The following is a 21,273-nucleotide window of genomic DNA, read 5'->3' on the forward strand; positions in this document are numbered from 1 at the left end:
ACCAAATCTTTTGATTATGACCGGTATCGATAATTTCAGCGCTTTTATATTATCCGCAATAATTATAATTATTACGCCGGGAATTGATACCATATTGGTTTTAACAAGAAGTATTTCTGGCGGCAAAAAAGCAGGTATATATTCTGCTATAGGAGTTAGTATGGGGCTTTTGGTACATACCTTTGCTGCTGCATTTGGCCTGTCGTTAATACTCGCAAAATCTGCTTTGGCATTTATGGTTGTTAAGTATTTGGGAGCTGCTTATTTAATTTATATGGGGTACAAGGCGCTTTCGAGCAAAACTGAGCCTACAGAATTAAAATCAGCTCCGGTTCAATATGCCGGGATAGGGAAGATGTTTTGGACCGCTTTTTTGAGCGATGTATTGAACCCTAAAATTGCTATATTTTTTCTGGCTTTTCTTCCTCAGTTTATCTTGATTTCCGCAAGACATAATCCAATTCCATACCTTATTCTGGGAGTAGCAATCTTTCTAATTGCACTGATCTGGTGTTTTTTTCTTGCCCTGATGGGAGGCCGCGTTGCCAAATTGTTCAACCGTAATGCTAATGCTGAAAACTGGTTAAACAAAATCTCAGGTGCAGTATTTGTAATTTTAGGCATTAAGGTCGCATTAACAAAGGCCTAAGCTTTTTACAAATTAAAATGATCTTGTTGAGGGGAAATCGCGATTGTTAACAATTTTTTAATATTAGTTTAACGATTTGTTGAGAGGAATTTCGAATTTAAATTCATAGTTCGATTTTTTTTGGATGCCTTTGGATTCCCTCACTCATGTTTTTAATCCGGTTTTAATCTCGTTTTAATTTAGTATTAATTCCACTACATATTAATGTGAATTTAATATTAACATCATGTTGTGTCTCGTTTTTTGTAGAAAAATAAGATCAACAGAATGAACACAAAACTTATTACTCAACTGAAGTGCCTAACCCTACTATTACTTGTGTGTGTGGGACTTGGCGTTAATGCTCAGGTTACCACATCAAGTGTGAATGGAAAAGTTCGTGATGCCAATGGCATTCCAATTCCTGGTGCAAGTTTATTGATTATACATGTGCCAACAGGAACAAAATATGGTGTTGTAACCAGTGAGGAGGGGGCTTATAGAATAAATAACTTAAATCCTGGCGGGCCGTATAAAGTTACGGTGAGTTACATTGGATATACTAAACAGGAAAAGAATAACATCAATCTTAGTTTGGGCATTGATCAGCGACTTGATTTCACATTGCAAGATGAGGGCCAACAATTAGCAGAAGTAATGATTTCCGGAAGTCGTGGCGGAACAAAAATAGGTACGGGAACGCATATCGGGGAAGAGCAAATAAAGACGCTGCCGACTGTAAGCAGGAGCTTGACAGATGTAACCAGATTGACACCGCAAGGCAGTAAGGATAACTCATTTGTAGGTACTAATTTCAGGTATAACAATGTAACAATTGATGGTGCTATTAATAATGATGCCATAGGCTTTAGTCCATCTTTGGGGGGGCAAAGTGGTAGTTCGGGTATGCCGGGAAGTAGCACGAGAACCAATCCGGTTTCTATAGATGCTATTCAGGATGTACAAGTTTTATTGGCTCCGTATGATGTGAAGATCGGTAATTTTACAGGCGGGAGCGTAAACGCAGTAACCCGTTCGGGGACTAACGATGTTTCCGGATCTGTTTATGGTTATGGCCGTAATGCCTCATTAATTGGCAGAAATAAAATTGGTGACAATTCTAAAGAACCCTCATCATTTCACGATTACCAGACCGGTTTCAGGTTGGGTTTGCCATTAATTAAAGATAAATTGTTCTTTTTTACCAATGAGGAATTAACCCGACGTCAGGATCCTGTGATTTTGGGGGCAGGTTCATCTGATATGAAAGTAATTAGTGCCGGTGAAGCTGCATTAATTACTGATTACATGAAAAACAATTACGGTGTTGATGCCGGCTCTTCGGATGCGTATAATATTTATGCAAAATCCAATAAATTCTTTAATCGTTTGGATTGGAATATCAATGATAAAAACCAGTTAACAATCCGTAACAACACCATTACTTCTAATGCTACAAATCTGGAGCGCGATCAGGCAAACTTTAGATTTGGCGGAATAGATTATAAGCAAACCAATAACCAGAGCTCGACTGTTGCTGAACTAAAAAGCAGACTTTCAAATGATGCTTCGAATAGCTTAGTGATCGGATATTCAAGTATTCATGATTTTAGAGATCCGACTTCAAATCCGGCTCTTCCTCAAATTGAAATAGGAGGGCATGCAGGTGGTACTATATTTTTGGGTACCGACCGTGAAGCGAGTATCTTCAATATGAAGCAAAAAACCTTTGAATTTACGGATAACTATACCTTTACTAAAGGAAAACATACCTTTACTATCGGTACGCACAACGAGTTGTATAACATCACTTATGGTTTTGTAAACTCTTGGAACGGTCGTGTTGCTTATGCAAACATTGATGATTTTTTAAATAATAGACCGAAACGTGTCCGTACCAATTACAATTACGCAAACAATACCAGAGATTACATTCTAAATAATCCTCCGGCACAATTTAAGCTGAATATGTTTAGTTTATACGGAGAGGACCAATTTCAGGTTACAGATAAGTTTAAATTAACTTATGGTCTGCGTTTTGATCTGGCTGATTTACCAAACAAACAGTCGTTAAGTGATAAAACTACAAATGCGCCGGTTGATCCGAATTATGGAACAACTTTTACTTATACCAAGCCTAAAGACATTAAAAATGACTACTTAGGCCAGGTTCAGGTTTCTCCACGAGTAGGGTTCAATTACGATATTAACGGAGACCAAAAAATGGTGTTGCGTGGTGGTAGTGGATTATTTACCGGTCGTGTTCCCTTTGCATGGTTAGGCTATGCTTATTATAACAATGGAACAACTTATGGTGCTCAGGATTTTAATAGTTACAATTACAAATCTAATCCTCCAGTTGCTCCAGCACCCGGGTCTGATCCAATTAGAGATGCATTAACTGGAATTGGTGAAGCAGGTTATGCCGCAAAACAACCAGGTGTGAATGTAAATGATCCTAATGGTAAAACTCAGGTAGATTTAATTGACAACAATTTTAAAATGCCTAAAACCTGGAGAACAAGTTTAGCATTTGATTATAAGACAGACAATCAGTGGAAGTTTACTGTTGAGGGTATTTATACTAAGGTAATCCATGATTTGAAATTCCAACAGGTGAATTATGTGGATAATGCGTTCTATTATCCCTATGATGTAAATCATGAACAGCCTATTTATACCAAGGCAGCGATTAACCCTAGTTACAGTAACGCATATTTGTTGTCAAACACCAATCAGGGATACCGTTACAGTATCACGGGTCAAATCAGCAAATCATTCCCTGTGGGATTAGATGTAATGGCGGCTTATACTTATGGAAATTCGAAAGACATCACCAATGGTATCCGAAATTCTATGGAGTCTAACTGGCAGCTGAATCAAGCATTAAATCCTAATAACCCTGGATTGGCTTATTCTAACTTTGATATTCGTAACCGCATAGTTTCTACAGTTAATTATAGGCATGCATGGGATTCAAAAAACAAGTATGTCTCTAATTTTTCTCTATTTTTTAGTGCACAATCAGGTTCTCCTTATTCTTACGGATTCTTGAATACAACGATAGATGGAACTGCCCAGAATGTTAGTTTGGTTTATGTTCCTAAAGCTGGCGAGACATCTAAGTTTATTGTAAGTGATTTACCGGCTGTAGCAGCTACGGCTACTACACCTGCCAGACCAGCTGTTTCAGCTGCAGACCAAATTGCTGCCTTTGATGCATTCATTGATGGCGACAAATATTTGAAGACCAGGAGAGGTCAGTTTACAGAGCGTAATGGAGCACGTACACCATGGAATGTGCAGGCGGACTTCCGTTTCTCTCAGGATATTATTGTTGTGGGGAATGGCGCTAAAAAGCAAACGCTTACTTTTACTTATGATATTGTTAACTTAACTAACTTGTTAAATAAGAACTGGGGTGTTCAATATTTCTCACCTAATACTTATAATTCAATGGCAAGTGTTGGTTTGATCAATGCTAAAACTGGTTCAGCAAGCGCTTATCCAACCTATAATTTCGATCAAAATAATACAAGTACATATTCTAAAGACTTCTTTGCGTCACGTTTTCAGATGCAGTTTGGTTTAAGATATAGTTTTTAAATATTTTTTCTGAGACCAATTAAATAGTCGTCGTCTAAAGTTCTTAAACATGTTCTGTATTAATCATGTTTAAGAACTTTAAATATAAAGTAGTGATAAAGGAGGAAGTTTAATGGGCCCGCTTAAGGCCCCATTGGGCTTTGGTCTTGAAGGACCAGATTTGTCTATACAAGATCAGAAAGAAGCCCTTAAAGCTTTTAACATTATAATTGAATTAGGACTTTCTATTGGTATTAAAGTTTGAGCAGTTCTCTTTTGTAAGGTTAACATTTATACTGAAATAATTGTTCCCTCCATCAGTAATTACTATGATGTCCTTTTTCCAGTAATCTTGTTTACTTACAGATTCTTTGGTAAAACAGTTTAAAAGAATGGTTTTTTCACCCTGCTTGTTTTTGTATCCAACGTATTGCCTGATGTATTGGGAGGGTGACTTAATTATAGTTGAATCTATTTGGCTGCCGTCTTTAGCTGGAGTGCTTCCTGTTAAGCATTTCTTAAAGATGGATTCTGCTTTAAAGATGTCTTGTATAGATGGCATGAATTGAGTGTCTGTTTGGGTATTAGCCATCGTATCTGGAGCGATGATCACTCCGGTAAATTCGTTAGTAATTAGGTAAAGATTTTTGCTGCCTTCAACATGTGTTATAGTATATTGTGGGGTTTCGGTTGATTTGTTTTTAGACTCACAACCAGCAAAAATTACAAGCAAGGTCAGAATTGATAAAATTCTCATAGTGATTGTTTTAAAAAAGTAGGTTTAATGCGGTTTTTGATTAGTTTAATTATATTAGTACCTATAAATTTAAACAATTTTAATGTTTAGAGGTATAGTTTTGAAATTACAGATTCTTTAGGATATATCAGTATGAGCGCTCTAGAAGTACTTTTATCTAAAAAAAATGATAATCAGTTAATGTACTACATTAACAATCCAAAAACATACCGAAGAAGCGGTTCGATTAGCATTTGATGAATTGCAAAAGAGGAATGTTGAACTTCCAGCAAATACTTTAGCTAACCTTGAAGTAGTATTTAAAGAAGTTCACAATCGAAAAGTAGAAGAATTATCTAATCCATGGACTGTTAATATAGAGGATGATGTCAATGCCCCGGCTTATTACACACAAAACACGATATACATTTTCTCAATTCTATTTTCTGTTTTTTTTGGATCTTTCATGTTGGCTTCGAATTGTAAAGATGCTGGTGGAAAAGGCTGGCTAGTTATATTAACTGGCTTCATTTATACATCTGCATCTTGGTTTGCTATGGACTATTTTTCTGGAGGAATGCCGCTAACATATATAATTAATGCCTTAGGGGTGCTGATCACGTATGAATTGTTTTGGAAACGGAATATCAAGCCGGATAAAAAATACAGGGCAAAACCCATTTGGAAACCACTAACTATAGCTGCTGTTATTTTTGTACCATTGATATTTTTGTTGATTAGTCAGATTAGTTAAATATCTGAAACAAAAAAAGACCGGACAATTTAATGCTTAAACATTTAATCGTCCGGCCCTTCAACTATTAAACTCCCCCTATAGAGTACGGATTAAACTAAAAACAGTAGCTAGTTGCTTAGATAAAAACTGAGAAGTATCACCAAGAACTGAGTTAACTGTTGCGCCAACGTTACCTAATAAAGCACCTAATGAGCTCCATAATATACCGCCGCCTTCAGTTTTTGTCATTTCAACTGAGTTCATTTCTTGAACACCTAAATTGTTTAGTTCTAACTTTTTCATACTTGTTTACAATAAGATAATCTCCTTACTCATTAAAGGCTTTTCAGGTTACGCCTAAATGCTTTAAAAGCACTGGAACTAATTTAATAATTATTCAAGTTTAGGTGTTTATTCAATTTGTTCAGTATTAGGAGTTCAGAACACTAAATATCCAATAAGCGCCTGTGGTAGTTGATCTGGCCCAAATGATATGCCAGATGAGAACTTAGATAGATAAGCATGTATTTTACAGATCTATCATCTTCTAAAACCTTCACTTCGGGATAATCTTTTTCAAGATCTTCTTGATTCAATTGATCAATTGAATCAATGACCACTTGAATGGTTTCATCAAGTTGTTTTATTAACTCACTTCTAGGTACATCTTTTAAGGAAAATTCTAAATCTCTATTTCTGATGTAACCAGTCTTACCTAGTTCTGCTCCAATAAACGTTTTCAGGTTTCCTACAAGGTGAAGGCATAAATTGCCAGCCGAATTAGATACCGAGTTTTCGACGCGCCAAATGTTTCTGTCATTCTGATATTGTTCAATTTCAAACTTAACCTTGTTTAGATCTCTGGTTAAGAGTTTTTTTAGAGATTCTTTTAGCATAAATAAAGCTATCTAATTATCGTTTTATATTAAATTCAATTTGATTGTGATCAATTTAGAAATAGCATCTGCATTAGCGTAAACCATGAAATGACCACCTCCTTCTATAATAATGTCAGGATTGTTATATCTGATGGGCAATATGTTATCTGTAGTGCCATGTATATGAGTTAAATTTTGTGGTCTTTCATTATTTTTCCAATTTAAAATACACGTTAATGCCCATTTGATAAAAATGGGATCACTGTCTGCAACAAGTTGTTTTAATAGTGTAGTTTCTTCTTTGGTTTTGGCTCCCAAGAATTTTAGGCCAATGTTGTTGCCATGTTTTAACAAACTAACAGGTACAATCTTCTGCAGGTTTAAACTACCTGCCATTCTATAATACCAGGGCAATTCCTTAAATATGGGAGTACTTGATATTATAAAAGTGTGCAAAGGTTTGAGCTTTTTTGCGATTTCAGTAGCAAGCATGCCTCCGAAGGATAAACCTATTAAATAAAATGGAGTTGAGGTATCGATAGAAAGAGCAAGTCTATCGGCGTAAGATTCAAGACTTTCGTTTTTTATAGCAGTTATCCAATCTAAATGAATTAATTCACAGTCTAACGGAAATACAAGCCTTTTAAAAGCGCGTCTATCAGCACCTAAGCCACTAATGAAATATATCTTTTTAGACATTTGCAATAAAGGTAATAAGAAGATTATTACTTCTGTTATCTTTATATACATGAAGGCTATTAATTTCAACCCTGCGGATTTTGAATCTGTAAGACAAATTGCGTTGCAATTTCCAGATTCTTCAAATAGTCTATCCCATTACGATACGCCTTCAATAAAGATTAAGAAAAACCTACTTTGTAGGCTGCATGAAAATGGCGAATGGCTTGCAGTCCGCACAGATTTTGAAAGTAGAGCAGCTTTTCTGGAAAAGTATCCTGAGAGCTGTTTCATTACCCCTCATTATAAAGCATATCCTTACATCTGCCTATATGTTAACAGCTATACTACGGAATTGCTTAGAGAAGTTCTTGAAACTGGTTATAAAGCCATTATTGAGCCTAAGAAAAAATAGGAATCGGTCGATTTTTACTATGCATGTGTACGTCATTAATTTAATTTCGGGTATTAAAGTGGCGTGAATTTAAATGACATCTCATGAGTACCTATATCTGGTTTAAGGCCGTTTTTATCATCCTTGTTTTAACCTGCATTGCGGTTGTTTTAAGTTTAAGCCTATAGTTATAGCCTATATACTTTTTTGTTATTTCAAGAATGGGCTTACTAATTATAGGATTTATCGGTTAATTAAATATGCTGAGCAAAAAGTTTGTAATTAAATTAACTTTGCAAAATGGCAAAGCTTCCTACAAAACCTCAGATATATGATTCAAGTTTTGATTTTTTAAATCAAGTAAAAGACAACAACAATAGAGAGTGGTTTAGCTTGCGTAAAGAAGAGTTTCAAAAAGAACAGGGTCTTATTGAGGATTTTGCGGAAGGTTTATTGAAAGAACTTAATGTCAATGATGTAATAGAAACTCCATCGGGTAAGAAAAGTGTGTACCGTATTTATAGAGATACACGGTTTTCTAAGGATAAAACACCTTACAAAACGTATTGGAGTGGAAGCTTTAGACGTGCAACGAAATATCGCAGAGGCGGATATTATTATCATATTGAGCAGGGCAACAGCTTTATTGCGGGTGGATTTTGGGGGCCTTCTGCACAGGATTTAAAGCAAGTAAGGGAGCATATTGCTTTTGACGCCGCGCCTTTGAGGGAAATACTGATTAGTGATTCATTTGTTGCAACTTTCAAATCTTTGAAAGGAGAGCAATTAAAAACTGCGCCTAAGGGCTTCAGTGCAGATCATGAAAATATTGATCTGTTGAGGTATAAACAGTTCTTATTGGTAAGGCATTTTACTGATGAGGAAGTTCTAAAAGAAAACTTCCTTGAAGAAGCAGTTCGAACTTTTAAGAATATGCGACCCTTTTTCGATTATATGAGTGAGGCATTGACTACCGATATCAACGGAATAGAGGTGTAGAACAGAATTCCCGTATTTTTAAAAAAAAAATCTACCTCCTCCCTGTGCAAAGCATTGCACATGTATGTGAAATTAACTGTGAAATATTTACAATATCATTCACAACTAGTTAAAGTATGATTCATAGATTATAATTAGTATGTAAATTCATATCATAGTATTTAATCAAACATTTATTGTGTTTAACTTAAATTACATTTTATGAATCTAAAATACGTCTTATGTTACTTAGTGGCAATAACATTAAGTAGTTGTTCCAGACAAAGGAATTTAGTCTATTTCAGTGATCTGAAAGGAACAAATGAAAATACTTCACAAGTTTTAGATGCAGGGGAGCCTACCATTCTTAAAAATGATATACTCGGCATTACAGTAAATAGCACCAGTCCCGAATCCAATCTTCTGTTTGCATCTGTTCCAAGTAACCCCACAATTAATGGAGTATATGAAAGAGAAGGATATAGAGTGAGTAGTGATGGTGTTATAAAATTTCCGGTACTTGGCCAGGTTAAACTTGAAGGTTTAACAATAGGTCAGGCGCAAGCGCTAATGGAGAAGGAACTTAGTAAGTACGTTAAGAATGCGATTGTAAATATAAAGTTTATGAATTTCAGAGTTACGGTTATAGGTGAAGTTAATCATCCATCCACATTTACTGTAACGAATGAAAAGATAAATCTGCTAGAAGCACTTGGTTTAGCTGGTGATATGACTCCTTACGGAAAACGAGAAAATGTTTTGCTAATAAGAGAAGTTGATGGAACTAGAAAGATGGAACGCGTAAATCTGAATAGTAAAGAAGTTCTTAATTCCCCATACTTCTACTTAAAGCAAAATGATGTGATTTATGTAGAGCCTGACAAGGCAAAATCTGTAGAGGTTAGTAATAATAATCGATTAATGCCACTTATAGTTGCTGCAATATCTGCCGTCGCTGTTTTGGCTACAACATTTTTGAACAAGTAGTAGGTAGTGTAAATCATTAAAACTTATTGTGATGGCTTATAATAAACAAATTCCGACAAACAACCAAGACTTAAAGATACAGGTTATGAAATATGCCAAGTATTGGTATTTCTTTGGGCTGGCACTTGTTTTAGGCCTTGGAGGAGCCTGGCTTTATCTTCAAGCTACTGTATCTAAATATAAAGTAACGAGTACATTGCTGGTGCAGGACGATTCAAAAGGAGATGGTCTTTTAAAAGGGACTGCTTTTAGTGATCTTAATATGTTTAGGACTTCTAAGACTGTTGATGATGAGATGGAGGTTATGCGGTCCAGAGATTTGATTTATAAAGTGTTATCTGATCTCAAAATGAATGTAAGCTACTCTTATAAACTTCCACTTAAAAAACAGGAGTTGTACGGTAAAACTTTACCAATGGAAGTAGTTGTAAATAAACTCAATGATAATGCTTACAAATTAAAACTTACTTTAAAGGCACTAAATGAGAATCAATTTATTCTTGGCGAAAAAGATAAGATGACCATTTACAGATTTGGCAGTACGATTACCCGCCCTCAGTTTAGTATCGTAGTTACAAAGGGACCAAATTTTGAGGTTTCAGATAAAACTGTAAATGTTGGTTTTGTCAATCTGTATGGCCTGGCTCAGGCTTACAGTTCAAGTGGTCTTGTTATTTTACCGGTTATCAAGGATGCCAATACTGTTGTGATGAGTGTTTTAGATGCTATACCTCAACGTGGTGTAGATTTGCTAAACACACTTATATATAGGTATAATATGGAGAATGTGAGCAATAAAAATATAATGGCGTTAAATACCATTAAGTTTATAGATACTAAACTGAAAATGTTAACCAGTAATTTATCTGGAGCTGAGCATGATGTAGAGAATTATAAAAGAGATAATAGGATTACGGAACTGAGTGCGGATGCACAGATGAACTTACAATCATCGGGCAGCTATAATGAACAGCTTTCTACAAGTGAGGTACAGTTGAGCTTAATTCAATCTATAATTTCTTACTTGAAAAATGCTGATAGTGAATTTGAATTGGTGCCAAGTACATTGGGATTAAAGGATCCTACTTTATTGAGCCTTACTGAGAAGTATAATAATTTACAGATTGAAAGACAAAGATTGTTAAAAAATAGCAGTCTAAGTAATCCTTTGGTTGTGAATCTTACAGACCAATTGACCAGTTTAAAATCTAATTTGTTAGAGAACCTTAACATGATAAGAAGGGGGTTAACTTTAGAGAAAAATAAATTGAACAGCAAAAGTTCCCAGTTTGCGGCAAAGTTAAGCAGCGTTCCGGTTATAGAACGTGGACTTTTGGAGAGAAACAGAGAGCAAAGTGTTAAGACTACTCTTTATCAGTATTTACTTCAAAAAAGAGAAGAAACAGAACTTTCTTTATCAGCAACGATACCTACTTCTCAAATCATCGATAGGCCTGCTTATGATCCGAATCCCGCTAAGCCTAAAGTGCAGTTAATTTATATGCTTGGCATGGTGGCAGGTCTTTGTATTCCCTTTTCAGTAATCTATGTTAAGGATAAAATGAATAATAAGATTAAAGATATATACGATATCGAATACATTGCAATGAACGGTAAAATTCTTGGAGAACTTAGTCATAAAGCAATAGGTGAGTCTATTGTGGTTCATAAAGATAAGAGTACTACGATCTCTGAGCTGTTCAGGTACATCCGTTCTAACCTGCAATTTATGAATACCAGCAGGAGCAATAAGGTTCTGCTGGTAACCTCCACCACAAAGGGTGAGGGCAAGACATTTTTCAGTATCAACCTGGGCATCACTTTATCATTAGTTGAAAAAAAGGTAGTGATACTTGAGTTTGATTTACGCAAACCTGATTTGCTGAATAATATGAATTTAAAAGCAAAAGTAGGACTATCGGAGTATCTGAAATCAGAAAGCATTCACTTTGATGATATTTTAGTAAAGGCACCTCAATCAGATAATTTATATGTGATTGGTTGCGGTGAGATCTCAGATAGCCCATCAGAGATTCTAATGAGTCATAAGCTGAGGATACTGTTTCATGAGCTTAAAAAGCGGTTTGATTATATTATTGTGGATACCTCTCCAGTTGGTCATGTTGCTGATGCTTTTACCTTGGCAGAATATGCTGATTCGAGTATTTACCTGGTTAGGTACAATTATACCAATAAAAATGACCTGGCGATATTTGAAGAGATCTGTGAGAATAGGAGGTTGGTGAACCCAATGATTGTGTTTAATGATGCAAAAAAAGAGAACAGAAATGCCTATAGGTATGGTGGCTACGCTTATCCGGCTTAGGCAGAGGTAGCCGTGTTGTAGTGCGTTGGGTGTAGTGGAAGATCGGTAAATGTCCGATATGTATTCAAAAAATGAACGGTGAGTAACAGGATTTTTCTTAAAAGCTACTAAATATCATGTAAGTGAGGTAGCGAAGCTATACCCGGCCATACTTCTCTGGTTAATTTTCTCAAACAAACGATATGGAAAACCTATCCACTATTAAAACTAATATGCCACGCAGATGGTATGTGATTTACACTCGCCCAAGATGGGAAAAAAAGGTTGATGAGTTACTTAAACTACAAGGCATCAATAGCTATTGTCCAGTAAGAAAGGTGAAAAATAAGTGGGCTGATAGAGTGAAAGAGGTGGAGTTACCTCTTTTTAATTCGTATGTATTTGTATTTATAAACCCACGGGAGGAACTTAAAGTAAGAGTTACTCTTGGCGTAATGAACTTTGTGTATTACATGGGGAAACCGGCACAGGTGAGAGATCGTGTTATAGAAGAGATAAAACATTGCCTCGAAGTATTTCCCGATACCGAGGTTATGAGTTTTCAGCACCTTGAAGTTGGTGATAGAGTTAAAATTAAAGAGGGTTTTATGAACCTTAAAGAGGGGCATGTTATTAAAGTTCAAGAAAGTACAGTGATTGTTGTAATTGATAGTTTGAACTGCGTTTTAACTACAAAAGTAGCGATAAATAGCCTAGAACTAATTAACTAAACGAGGTCTGAGAGCGACCAAAATGACTAAAAATTTTAAGAATTATGGTACGCTTGAAAGAACTGGATGTTTTAAGGGGAATCGCTGCGCTCAATGTAGTTGTATTTCATTATACATCTAAATTCAGACTAAATTTTGGTCATGATTATCCTGCAAAGTTCGATTGGGATATTGGTCGTTATGGTGTAGAGCTATTTTTTATGATCAGTGGCTTCGTAATCTTCATGTCACTTCAGGGAAAAACTTCAATAGAGGATTTTGCTTACAAGAGGTTTTCAAGATTATATCCAACGTATTGGATTTGTGTATGCTTAACTTTTTTAATCGTAAACATTTCTCAGGATCCTAAAATGGAATCTAACAGCATCTCCGTGCTCTTAATGAATTTTACGATGATCCAGGGAGTTTTTAACATAAAAAGTGTAGATGGAGCTTATTGGTCGTTGATACCTGAGTTATTCTTTTACGCTTTTATGGGCGTTTTGTTTCAAATGAAATTGCTAAGTAAAATGCGAACGATTGCGCTGGTATGGCTTAGCCTGATGATCAGCAATAGTTTGTTTACGCTTCCATTTGGAGCTTACTTTCTGAATTTACAGTATGGAATGTTTTTTCTGGCGGGGATTCTTTTTTATAAGATAAAGTACGATAAGGGAGATTGGCATGAGCATGTATTGATAGGGCTTTGTTTCTTAGCAGGCGTGGTAGAGAACCCAACCTTAATCTGCTTTGGTGTGTTTCTGTTCATATTCTGCTTGTTCTATTTATTTGTTTATGGGAAATTGGAGATGTTTACCTGGAAACCTTTCGTGTTTCTTGGTTACATATCTTACCCATTATATCTGTTGCATCAAAACATAGGTTTTGTGCTGATGAGAAAGTTAGGTCAGTACATTTCTAACGAATTCCTGGTAATTTTTATAGGCATCATTTCTATGATAGGGGTAGCCTGGCTGGTAACCCGCTTTTTGGAGAAACCAATACTTCATTTTTTAAGGAATTACAGATTCCACAAACAGGGGTATTCTGGCTCATTTCAAAAATAAACCTTTTATCATGTCCTTAAGAAAAAAAACAATCTCTGGATTAATCTGGAATTTTACGCAGCAATTTAGTGTGCAATTAATTGGTTTCTGCATAACAATCATACTAGCCAGGATTTTGTTGCCAGCCGAGTTTGGTCTTGTTGCAATGTTAACTGTATTTATTGCCGTAGGAAATTCTCTTTTAGAAAGTGGTTTAGCCTCGTCATTAATACGCTCGTCTGATTTAGGACAGGATGACTACTCAACAGTATTCTTTTTTAATCTGGCAGGAAGTATAATTTTATATGGTATAGTTTACCTATGCGCTCCTTTGATATCGTCATTTTACCATCAGGATGTACTGACGTTGATTCTTAGGATTTATGCATTAGACTTTATCATTAATGCTTTTTTTGGCGTGCAGAATGCTCGACTGACAAAGGAGATGAATTTTAAAATTCAAATGAAAATTCAAATTCCTGCAGTATTAATTGGAGGATTATTGGGCGTTTTTTTAGCATTAAAGGGCTACGGTGTTTGGAGTTTGGTTTGGATGGGTTTATTTCAGTCTTTCCTATCCACAATAATGCACTGGATCTATTCTGGCTGGACACCTAGTTGGGTATTCAGTAAGGAATGTTTTAAGAGACACTTTCATTTCGGTTATAAAATGACTTTAACCGGGTTGCTGGATATTCTTTATAAAAATATATATGTATTAATTATTGGTAAATATTATTCTGTTGTACAACTGGGCTTTTATTCAAGAGCCGACTCTGTTAGTCAATTGCCTATTGCAAACATCTCTGCAGTAATAAATAAGGTTACCTATCCGATGTTCGCTTCCATCTCAGATGATGATATAAGGCTGAAAGCGGTCTACAAAAAATTGATGCAACAGGTTATTTTCTGGAATGCCCCAATCTTGATTTTGCTGGCCGTAGTAGCAGAACCCTTATTTAGGTTTCTGCTGACCAGCAAATGGGTTCCGGCAGTTCCCTACTTTCAAATCCTATGTATTGCAGGTGTTATGTACCCATTACATGCTTACAATCTCAATATTTTGAAGGTGAAAGGTAGGAGTGACCTGATATTGAAACTTGAGTTTATTAAGAAGTCGATTTGTATAGTTGGTATTTTGTGTGTTTTCCCATTTGGGATATATGGGTTATTGTATTTCCAGTTGATGTTCAATTTTATAGGTTATTACCTCAACTCAATTTATAGTGGTAAACTGATCAATTATTCAATACGGGAACAAATTATTGACATTATTCCAATTATTGCCACATCTGCTTTTGCAGGAGTATTGTGCTACATGGCAGATATGTTATGTTTTAGCACTCTTCAGTTACCAGACATTACCAGAATTATAATAGATGGTCTGTTTTTCTCTCTGATTTATCTGGCCAGCAGTACAATTTTAAGACTTGCACCAATTCATGATTTTAAACAATTAATCCTAAAGAGATGATACCTGTAACCAAACCTTTTCTTCCAAAAGTTCACGAATTTGAAGAATACATTCACAGCATTTGGGAACGTCAATGGCTTACTAACAATGGCCCATTGGTAAATGAGCTTGAGTTGAAGCTCAAGAATTATCTGGATGTGAAGCACTTGCTTTTTGTTTCAAATGGTACAATGGCGTTACAACTTGCCATTAAAGCACTTGACTTAAAGGGTGAAATTATTACTACCCCTTTCTCTTTTGTTGCTACAACAAATAGTATTGTGTGGGAAGGATGTAAACCTGTTTTTGTGGATATTGACGAGGGCACCTTTAACATAGATCCAAAAAAAATTGAAGCTGCAATAACACCTCAAACATCGGCCATACTTGCTACACATGTGTATGGAAATCCCTGTGATATTGATGCCATACAGGAAATAGCAGACAGGTATTCGTTAAAGGTGATCTATGACGCTGCTCATTGTTTTGGTACAAAATATAAAAACAAATCAGTGTTCGCCTATGGAGATATAAGTACGACTAGTTTTCATGCTACAAAGGTCTTTCATACCATTGAAGGAGGAGCTGTTTTTACTCAATGTCCGGAGTTACTACGGAAAATGGCCTTAATGAGAAATTTTGGTCATGATGGCCCCGACGAGTTTTCTGAACTGGGAATAAATGGCAAAAACTGTGAGTTTCATGCTGCAATGGGGTTATGTAATCTTAAAGAAGTAGATGAAATTTTGGATAAAAGGAGGTTGTTGTCATTTTATTATTGGAAAGCATTATCCAATCTGGAAGCAAAGTACCCTAAGTTAAACGAAAATCTGGATTACAATTATGCATACTTCCCTGTACTTTTTAATAGCGAAGAGTTAATGCTAAAATGCCTAAAGGCACTGGAGAATGAAAAGGTTTACTGTCGAAGATACTTTTATCCATCATTAGCAACATTACCATATGTTACCCAGACTTACCTCCCGGTATGTGATTCTGTTTCAAAAAGAATCCTTTGTTTACCACTCTATCACACTTTAACATGTAGTGATCTTGACCTAATCACAAGAGTGATTTTGAGGGTTCAAAATTATGATCACCCTAGCGAAACTGCAAAATTGAATCATATGATTTCTGTAAATAACTTGCAGCCTGTGTTTGCAGGATTGCAGAATGGTGCTATCTAATTCTTTAACTAAAATACTATGGCTGTATCTGAACATGACTTAATGGTATCTGTTTGTTGTATTACCTATAATCATGAAAAATATATTGCTCAGGCATTAGAAGGGTTTTTAATGCAGGAGACAAATTTTAAGTACGAAATCCTTATAGGAGAAGACAAGTCTACAGATGGTACGAAAGCAGTTGTTGAAGCTTATCGCAAGCAATACCCTGAAATGATTAAACTGATTACTCATGACACAAATATAGGTGCGATAAGAAATCAGATTGGTGTTTTAACACAGGCAAAAGGAAAGTATGTCGCCATGTGCGATGGTGATGATTTTTGGACTGACGCTTCGAAATTGCAAAAACAGGTAGATTTTTTGGAGGCAAATGATGATTATGTAATCTGCTGTCATCATAGCGAAGTTATTGATGATCAGGATAAAATTGTTTATGTAAAAGATTCTCCGGTAGCACTAGAATTTGATTACAAAGATGTCTTGCTTGGGAAAAGAGAAGAAACCAGGATTTGTTCCTTGATGATGAGAAATATTAAGGAAGTAACGGAGGTGACAGCACAAAGCTGGTACCTGGATACATATGGTACAGACACGCTCTTGAAATTATATGCAGTGGCCAATACGGGTAAAAAAATTTATGTGCTTCCGGATGTAATGGCTTGTTATCGCTATCACAATGGTGGAATATGGAGCATGATAGATCCAAAAGTTAGAAAATCAAGAATGATAAGCGATTTCAATTTGACGATTAAGAACTTCCAATATTCATCTCTTCAAAAAAGAGAATTATTGAATATCTATTTTAAGCAGTATTTTCTCTTCGATATCCGGTACTTTAATTTCAGCAGTGCATTTCAAACAATTACCGCGTTATGGTAAGGAAACGTAAATTGATTTTCGCCATCAATAGCCTCAATGGAGGCGGTGCGGAACGTGTAATTTCAAATCTTGGCAATTATTTTTATAAAAGAGGTTTTGACGTTACCATGGTTTGCTTGAATGAAGCTAAACCTGCTTATTTTCTGGAGCAAGGAATAAAAGTAATTTCTCTTATAGATCAGAAAAGAAATGAAAAGTTTTTTTATCGGCTATGGTATGGTGGAGTAACATTTTTTAAATTGCTTTATTTGCTAATCAAAGAAAAACCGAGTTGTGTTGTGTCATTTATGACATCGGCAAATCTCTGGATTGGACTTACATGCAATATCTTAAATACACCATATTTAGTTTCTGAACGCATTACTCCTGATTATACCGTAAATCAGTTCAACTATTTTTTGAGATGGTTATCTGCTGCGATGTATAGTAAATCAAAAGCTATAGTGGTTCCATCAAAAGGGATGATTGACGGCTTTAAAAAGAACAAATCATTTAGTGGCTTAAGTAATTTTGAAGTTATTAACAATCCGGTCAGCCAGTTTATTCCTGCCCGGTTAGAAAGAGTTTATCCACGTAAATTTATTTTAAGTGTAGGCAGATTAGATCGTCAGAAAGGATTCGATTTGTTAATACAAGCATTTGAAAAATTGCAGATAAGTGACCTCGATCTGTTAATTTCTGGTGAAGGGGATGAACGTGTGAATTTGGAGAATCAAATTAAAGAATTGAATCTTAGCGACCGTGTGAAATTGATTGGCTATCAGAAAAATCTACAGGATTATTATAGGCAAGCTGAACTGTTTGTGTTGTCCTCACGAAATGAAGGCTATCCTAATGTACTTGTCGAAGCAATGAGTTTGGGTTGTGCCTGCGTAGCTACCGATTGTGAATTTGGTCCTTCAGATATTATAGAAAATGAGATGAATGGTTTGCTGGTTAAAGCAAATAGCACAAAATATCTATATGAAGCAATAAAAAGAACCATGAGTGATCCTGTTCTTAAAATAAAAATGTCTGTAAATGCTCAGTTGATTAATCAGACCAATTCCCTTGAAAATACTTTCGCTAAGTGGGAAAAACTTATACTAAACCATATCTAAACCGCCACAGGTTTCCATTGACGCCTTACTAAGTTTTCTGAATATTAAAATTTTAAAGATATGAACATACCTTTCTCTCCCCCGTTTATCGATCAGGCTGTAATTGATGAAGTGCTTGATTGTCTTCGTACCAATTGGATTACTTCTGGTCCAAAAGTCAAGGCTCTTGAATATGAATTGTTAAGCCTAACGGGATCGAAAGCCACCGTTTGTGTGAACTCATGGACATCAGGGGCAATTATGATGCTGAAATGGTTTGGTATCGGGGATGGAGACGAAGTTATAGTACCCGCTTATTCCTATTGTGCTACTGCTTTGTGTGTATTGCATTGTGGCGCCACACCAGTAATGGTCGATATTTTAGATGATTTTACTATTGATCCGGCACAGGTGAGGAGTAAAATCACAGCCAAAACGAAAGCCATAATTGGAGTTGATATTGCAGGATTACCGTGTAATTATAATGCGCTGCGAAAAATTGTAAGTGATCCAAAGGTAAAACGGGTGTTTACTCCGGCTAGCGCTAAACAATCTGAGTTGGGGAGGATATTACTGATCTCTGACGCCGCACATTCGATAGGTTCTACTTATGAAGGTTTGCCTGCTGCTCAAAAATCTGATATTACTATATTTTCTTTTCATGCGGTAAAGAATATCACCACTGCAGAAGGAGGCTGCATTTGCTTAAACCTGCCTGAACCTTTCGACAATCAGGAAGAGTATAGCTTCTTAAAATTATTTTCGTTAAACGGACAAAACAGAGATGCTTTTGCCAAATCAAAAGGAGCCAACTGGAGGTATGATATTCTTTTTAAAGGCTTTAAAATGAATATGCCTGACATCTGCGCTGCAATCGGGTTAGCTCAAATTAAGCAGTACAACAACACGTTGCTTCCACTACGCAAGAATATATACCTGAAATATTGCCAGGCATTTGAAGCTTACGATTGGTTTATTGAACCAACAATGAAGGATGAAACACGAGAATCTTCATATCATCTTTTTCCTTTGCGTGTTAAAGGAATAACTGAATTAGATAGAGATAAAATAATAGAAGGTTTGGTAAACTGGGGTGTTATAGTGAACGTTCATTTTATACCGATGCCAATGCTAACTTATTTCAAAAGTATTGGGTACTCAATAGAAAATTACCCTAATAGCTATAAACAATATGCATGTGAGATATCCTTGCCAATTTATCCCCAACTCTCAGATGTAGAAGTTGATTTCATTATAGAGTCTGTTATAGGCGCTGTACAGCAGGTTACTGATGTGAATAGACTGGTTAAAGTATTGTCGTAAAATTTAATGACATGAATGCAAAAAGGGTGTTTGATGTATTGTTCGCTGTAGCTGGTTTGCTGTTTTTACTACCTGTATTTCTTATCGTTATTGTTCTGTTGAAGTTAGATTCAAAAGGCAGTATTTTTTATAAGCAGATTAGGGTAGGTTTAAATCAGAAGAACTTTGAACTGATCAAATTTAGAACAATGTATGCCAATTCAGATAAGGCGGGTTTATTAACTATTGGCGATCACGATTCCCGCATTACTCGCGTTGGGTGTTGGTTAAGGAAGTATAAAATTGATGAACTTCCACAGCTTATTAATATCTTAAAAGGTGAAATGAGTTTTGTAGGGCCCAGACCTGAGGTGCTTAAATACGTCTTGTTATATGATGCCTTTCAAAAAAAGGTACTTACTGTAAAACCAGGTATTACTGACTGGGCTTCAATACAGTATATTGATGAGAATCAATTGCTTGCAAATGCTGAAGATCCTGAGAGCTTTTACATTAACACTATTATTCCTTCAAAGATTAACCAGAATTTAAAATATATTGAACACCATAACCTTTGGGTTGATCTTAAAATTATTTCTTATACACTGAAAAGTATCATTAGCAGATGAAAGTATTGAAGATTTTGGATTGGCCTTCTAAAAGGTATTATGGTGAAACACATCATTTTTATCGCTGGAGAGAATCTTTTCTTGAGAATGATCTGAAAGTAGAAATCTATTTTGATCACAAGGATAAAAGGCTGAAAGGAGCGGATTACTTGCTTTTACATTCAAGGTATTTTGCGGATGGCTGGCAAAATATACACACCAGGTCTTCTCAGAATGAAGATGAATTAAAGACTTATTTGTTAGAAATGAAAAGTACAGCTGGCAAGGTAATTTGGTTTGATGCTGCTGATTCTACCGGTTCAAGTGATTTCCCAATTATATCTCTGGTTGATGTTTTTATGAAGAAGCAAAGACTAAAAAATGTTGATTACTATACTTCTAGTGAACAAAATGATTTAAGGATATGGTTAAACACAATACCCGAAGATGAGAGAACAAAGTTTATAGCATGCCCAAGTGATCAACTTCATAAAATTAAGCTTGGTTGGAATATAGGCTTTAATGACTATAGGTACTTCGGATATAAAATGAGCAGATTAAGTAATTACCTGGCCTACAGGTTATATCCAACTCAGTTATCTCCTGTCGATAAAATAAGAAAATATGATCTTGCCTTTAGGGGGACGATTCATAAAGACAAAGGCGGTAAAAATATGATTTCTTATCAGAGAAATCACGTATTGGAGCTTTTTGAGAAACTGAATCTAAATATTGCAAGCGGTGGGAATGTAAGTAAAGCAAAATACTGGGACGAACTTCGGGATTCTAAACTTAGTGTCAGTCCGTTTGGATGGGGGGAAATTTGCTATCGTGACTTTGAAACTTTCATTGCAGGATCAGTACTGATTAAACCTTTAATGAACCATATGGAGACATTTCCAAATGTGTTTGTAGAGCATGAAACCTATGTTCCTGTAAGTTGGGATTTAGTGGGGTTAGGAGATAAGTTAGAGGATATCGCGGCCCATTATGATGTCTACAGGGATATCGCAAAAAATGCCCAAGAGAAATATTTTAATACCATAAATGATGCTCAAGGCTTCATAAATAATTTCAAACAAAATATTGAATAGTTCTTGA

Annotated in this window: 20 protein-coding genes; 16 read left to right on the forward strand and 4 right to left on the reverse strand. The window is 35.7% G+C overall.

The window, feature by feature from the left end; all coding sequences use genetic code 11:
• The first annotated feature begins 16 nt into the window (after nucleotides 1–16).
• Both HQN83_RS00790 and HQN83_RS00795 read left to right on the forward strand, forming a co-directional pair.
• On the forward strand, nucleotides 17–649 hold the full coding sequence (locus HQN83_RS00790; protein ID WP_173087624.1) for a LysE family translocator: 633 nt from the start codon (nucleotides 17–19) through the stop codon (nucleotides 647–649).
• Between the two features lie 267 nt (nucleotides 650–916).
• A complete protein-coding gene (locus tag HQN83_RS00795) occupies nucleotides 917–4,234 on the forward strand; it encodes a TonB-dependent receptor (protein WP_173087626.1) in 3,318 nt (1,105 codons plus the stop codon).
• 214 nt (nucleotides 4,235–4,448) lie between these two features.
• Here the strand turns inward: HQN83_RS00795 and HQN83_RS00800 are convergent, their stop codons facing one another.
• Nucleotides 4,449–4,970: a hypothetical protein gene (locus tag HQN83_RS00800; protein WP_173087628.1), complete on the reverse strand. Its 522-nt coding sequence runs from the start codon at nucleotides 4,968–4,970 to the stop codon at nucleotides 4,449–4,451.
• Between the two features lie 241 nt (nucleotides 4,971–5,211).
• On the opposite strand from HQN83_RS00800, the gene HQN83_RS00805 reads away from it, so the two are divergent.
• Nucleotides 5,212–5,703 (forward strand): hypothetical protein, encoded by a 492-nt coding sequence (locus tag HQN83_RS00805; protein WP_173087630.1) that lies wholly within the window; start codon nucleotides 5,212–5,214, stop codon nucleotides 5,701–5,703.
• A gap of 78 nt (nucleotides 5,704–5,781) precedes the next feature.
• Here the strand turns inward: HQN83_RS00805 and HQN83_RS00810 are convergent, their stop codons facing one another.
• The 3 genes from HQN83_RS00810 to HQN83_RS00820 all read right to left on the reverse strand — a co-directional run bounded on the left by HQN83_RS00810 (nucleotide 5,782) and on the right by HQN83_RS00820 (nucleotide 7,313).
• Entirely contained in the window at nucleotides 5,782–5,988 is a 207-nt protein-coding gene (locus HQN83_RS00810) for a hypothetical protein (RefSeq protein WP_173087632.1), read from the reverse strand.
• 143 nt (nucleotides 5,989–6,131) lie between these two features.
• Nucleotides 6,132–6,581: a DUF1572 family protein gene (locus HQN83_RS00815; protein WP_173087634.1), complete on the reverse strand. Its 450-nt coding sequence runs from the start codon at nucleotides 6,579–6,581 to the stop codon at nucleotides 6,132–6,134.
• A gap of 24 nt (nucleotides 6,582–6,605) precedes the next feature.
• Nucleotides 6,606–7,313 carry an alpha/beta hydrolase gene (locus HQN83_RS00820; protein ID WP_173087636.1) on the reverse strand — a complete coding sequence of 236 codons (708 nt, stop codon included), beginning with the start codon at nucleotides 7,311–7,313 and terminating at the stop codon, nucleotides 6,606–6,608.
• On the opposite strand from HQN83_RS00820, the gene HQN83_RS00825 reads away from it, so the two are divergent.
• The 13 genes from HQN83_RS00825 to HQN83_RS00885 all read left to right on the forward strand — a co-directional run bounded on the left by HQN83_RS00825 (nucleotide 7,312) and on the right by HQN83_RS00885 (nucleotide 21,266).
• On the forward strand, nucleotides 7,312–7,656 hold the full coding sequence (locus HQN83_RS00825; protein ID WP_173087638.1) for a hypothetical protein: 345 nt from the start codon (nucleotides 7,312–7,314) through the stop codon (nucleotides 7,654–7,656). The genes HQN83_RS00820 and HQN83_RS00825 overlap by 2 nt on opposite strands.
• 279 nt (nucleotides 7,657–7,935) lie before the next feature.
• Nucleotides 7,936–8,634, forward strand: a complete 699-nt coding sequence (locus HQN83_RS00830; RefSeq protein WP_173087640.1) for a DUF2461 domain-containing protein — start codon at nucleotides 7,936–7,938, stop codon at nucleotides 8,632–8,634.
• A 201-nt stretch (nucleotides 8,635–8,835) separates the two neighbouring features.
• Nucleotides 8,836–9,600, forward strand: coding sequence for a polysaccharide biosynthesis/export family protein (locus tag HQN83_RS00835; protein ID WP_173087642.1), 765 nt, complete (start codon nucleotides 8,836–8,838; stop codon nucleotides 9,598–9,600).
• A gap of 31 nt (nucleotides 9,601–9,631) precedes the next feature.
• Nucleotides 9,632–11,926: a GumC family protein gene (locus HQN83_RS00840; RefSeq protein WP_173087644.1), complete on the forward strand. Its 2,295-nt coding sequence runs from the start codon at nucleotides 9,632–9,634 to the stop codon at nucleotides 11,924–11,926.
• A 182-nt stretch (nucleotides 11,927–12,108) separates the two neighbouring features.
• A complete protein-coding gene (locus HQN83_RS00845) occupies nucleotides 12,109–12,636 on the forward strand; it encodes a UpxY family transcription antiterminator (RefSeq protein ID WP_173087646.1) in 528 nt (175 codons plus the stop codon).
• Between the two features lie 44 nt (nucleotides 12,637–12,680).
• Complete coding sequence (locus tag HQN83_RS00850; RefSeq protein WP_173087648.1) at nucleotides 12,681–13,682, forward strand: acyltransferase family protein; 1,002 nt, start codon at nucleotides 12,681–12,683, stop codon at nucleotides 13,680–13,682.
• Between the two features lie 10 nt (nucleotides 13,683–13,692).
• Entirely contained in the window at nucleotides 13,693–15,135 is a 1,443-nt protein-coding gene (locus HQN83_RS00855) for a lipopolysaccharide biosynthesis protein (protein ID WP_173087650.1), read from the forward strand.
• A complete protein-coding gene (locus HQN83_RS00860) occupies nucleotides 15,132–16,301 on the forward strand; it encodes a DegT/DnrJ/EryC1/StrS family aminotransferase (protein WP_173087652.1) in 1,170 nt (389 codons plus the stop codon). The genes HQN83_RS00855 and HQN83_RS00860 overlap by 4 nt, the downstream gene beginning before the upstream one ends.
• Before the next feature lie 18 nt (nucleotides 16,302–16,319).
• On the forward strand, nucleotides 16,320–17,183 hold the full coding sequence (locus tag HQN83_RS00865) for a glycosyltransferase family 2 protein (protein WP_173087654.1): 864 nt from the start codon (nucleotides 16,320–16,322) through the stop codon (nucleotides 17,181–17,183).
• Nucleotides 17,177–18,283: a glycosyltransferase family 4 protein gene (locus HQN83_RS00870; RefSeq protein WP_173087656.1), complete on the forward strand. Its 1,107-nt coding sequence runs from the start codon at nucleotides 17,177–17,179 to the stop codon at nucleotides 18,281–18,283. The genes HQN83_RS00865 and HQN83_RS00870 overlap by 7 nt, the downstream gene beginning before the upstream one ends.
• A gap of 60 nt (nucleotides 18,284–18,343) precedes the next feature.
• Nucleotides 18,344–19,585 carry a DegT/DnrJ/EryC1/StrS family aminotransferase gene (locus HQN83_RS00875; RefSeq protein WP_173087658.1) on the forward strand — a complete coding sequence of 414 codons (1,242 nt, stop codon included), beginning with the start codon at nucleotides 18,344–18,346 and terminating at the stop codon, nucleotides 19,583–19,585.
• Between the two features lie 11 nt (nucleotides 19,586–19,596).
• Nucleotides 19,597–20,193: a sugar transferase gene (locus HQN83_RS00880; RefSeq protein WP_173087660.1), complete on the forward strand. Its 597-nt coding sequence runs from the start codon at nucleotides 19,597–19,599 to the stop codon at nucleotides 20,191–20,193.
• Nucleotides 20,190–21,266, forward strand: coding sequence for a glycosyltransferase family 1 protein (locus tag HQN83_RS00885; protein WP_173087662.1), 1,077 nt, complete (start codon nucleotides 20,190–20,192; stop codon nucleotides 21,264–21,266). The genes HQN83_RS00880 and HQN83_RS00885 overlap by 4 nt, the downstream gene beginning before the upstream one ends.
• The last annotated feature ends 7 nt before the right edge of the window (nucleotides 21,267–21,273 follow it).

The organism is Pedobacter foliorum, assembly GCF_013266735.1.
In the GTDB taxonomy this organism is placed as follows: domain Bacteria; phylum Bacteroidota; class Bacteroidia; order Sphingobacteriales; family Sphingobacteriaceae; genus Pedobacter; species Pedobacter foliorum.

Bases quoted from the DNA above. Each gene is read 5' to 3' on its own strand.
- HQN83_RS00830 (WP_173087640.1), top strand. From the start codon at position 7,936: ATGGCAAAGCTTCCTACAAAACCTCAGATATATGATTCAAGTTTTGAT.
- HQN83_RS00795 (WP_173087626.1), top strand. From the start codon at position 917: ATGAACACAAAACTTATTACTCAACTGAAGTGCCTAACCCTACTATTA.
- HQN83_RS00845 (WP_173087646.1), top strand. From the start codon at position 12,109: ATGGAAAACCTATCCACTATTAAAACTAATATGCCACGCAGATGGTAT.
- HQN83_RS00870 (WP_173087656.1), top strand. From the start codon at position 17,177: ATGGTAAGGAAACGTAAATTGATTTTCGCCATCAATAGCCTCAATGGA.
- HQN83_RS00880 (WP_173087660.1), top strand. From the start codon at position 19,597: ATGAATGCAAAAAGGGTGTTTGATGTATTGTTCGCTGTAGCTGGTTTG.
- HQN83_RS00815 (WP_173087634.1), bottom strand. From the start codon at position 6,581: ATGCTAAAAGAATCTCTAAAAAAACTCTTAACCAGAGATCTAAACAAG.
- HQN83_RS00875 (WP_173087658.1), top strand. From the start codon at position 18,344: ATGAACATACCTTTCTCTCCCCCGTTTATCGATCAGGCTGTAATTGAT.
- HQN83_RS00855 (WP_173087650.1), top strand. From the start codon at position 13,693: ATGTCCTTAAGAAAAAAAACAATCTCTGGATTAATCTGGAATTTTACG.
- HQN83_RS00885 (WP_173087662.1), top strand. From the start codon at position 20,190: ATGAAAGTATTGAAGATTTTGGATTGGCCTTCTAAAAGGTATTATGGT.
- HQN83_RS00860 (WP_173087652.1), top strand. From the start codon at position 15,132: ATGATACCTGTAACCAAACCTTTTCTTCCAAAAGTTCACGAATTTGAA.
- HQN83_RS00810 (WP_173087632.1), bottom strand. From the start codon at position 5,988: ATGAAAAAGTTAGAACTAAACAATTTAGGTGTTCAAGAAATGAACTCA.
- HQN83_RS00800 (WP_173087628.1), bottom strand. From the start codon at position 4,970: ATGAGAATTTTATCAATTCTGACCTTGCTTGTAATTTTTGCTGGTTGT.
- HQN83_RS00835 (WP_173087642.1), top strand. From the start codon at position 8,836: ATGAATCTAAAATACGTCTTATGTTACTTAGTGGCAATAACATTAAGT.
- HQN83_RS00825 (WP_173087638.1), top strand. From the start codon at position 7,312: ATGAAGGCTATTAATTTCAACCCTGCGGATTTTGAATCTGTAAGACAA.
- HQN83_RS00840 (WP_173087644.1), top strand. From the start codon at position 9,632: ATGGCTTATAATAAACAAATTCCGACAAACAACCAAGACTTAAAGATA.
- HQN83_RS00820 (WP_173087636.1), bottom strand. From the start codon at position 7,313: ATGTATATAAAGATAACAGAAGTAATAATCTTCTTATTACCTTTATTG.
- HQN83_RS00850 (WP_173087648.1), top strand. From the start codon at position 12,681: ATGGTACGCTTGAAAGAACTGGATGTTTTAAGGGGAATCGCTGCGCTC.
- HQN83_RS00790 (WP_173087624.1), top strand. From the start codon at position 17: ATGACCGGTATCGATAATTTCAGCGCTTTTATATTATCCGCAATAATT.
- HQN83_RS00865 (WP_173087654.1), top strand. From the start codon at position 16,320: ATGGCTGTATCTGAACATGACTTAATGGTATCTGTTTGTTGTATTACC.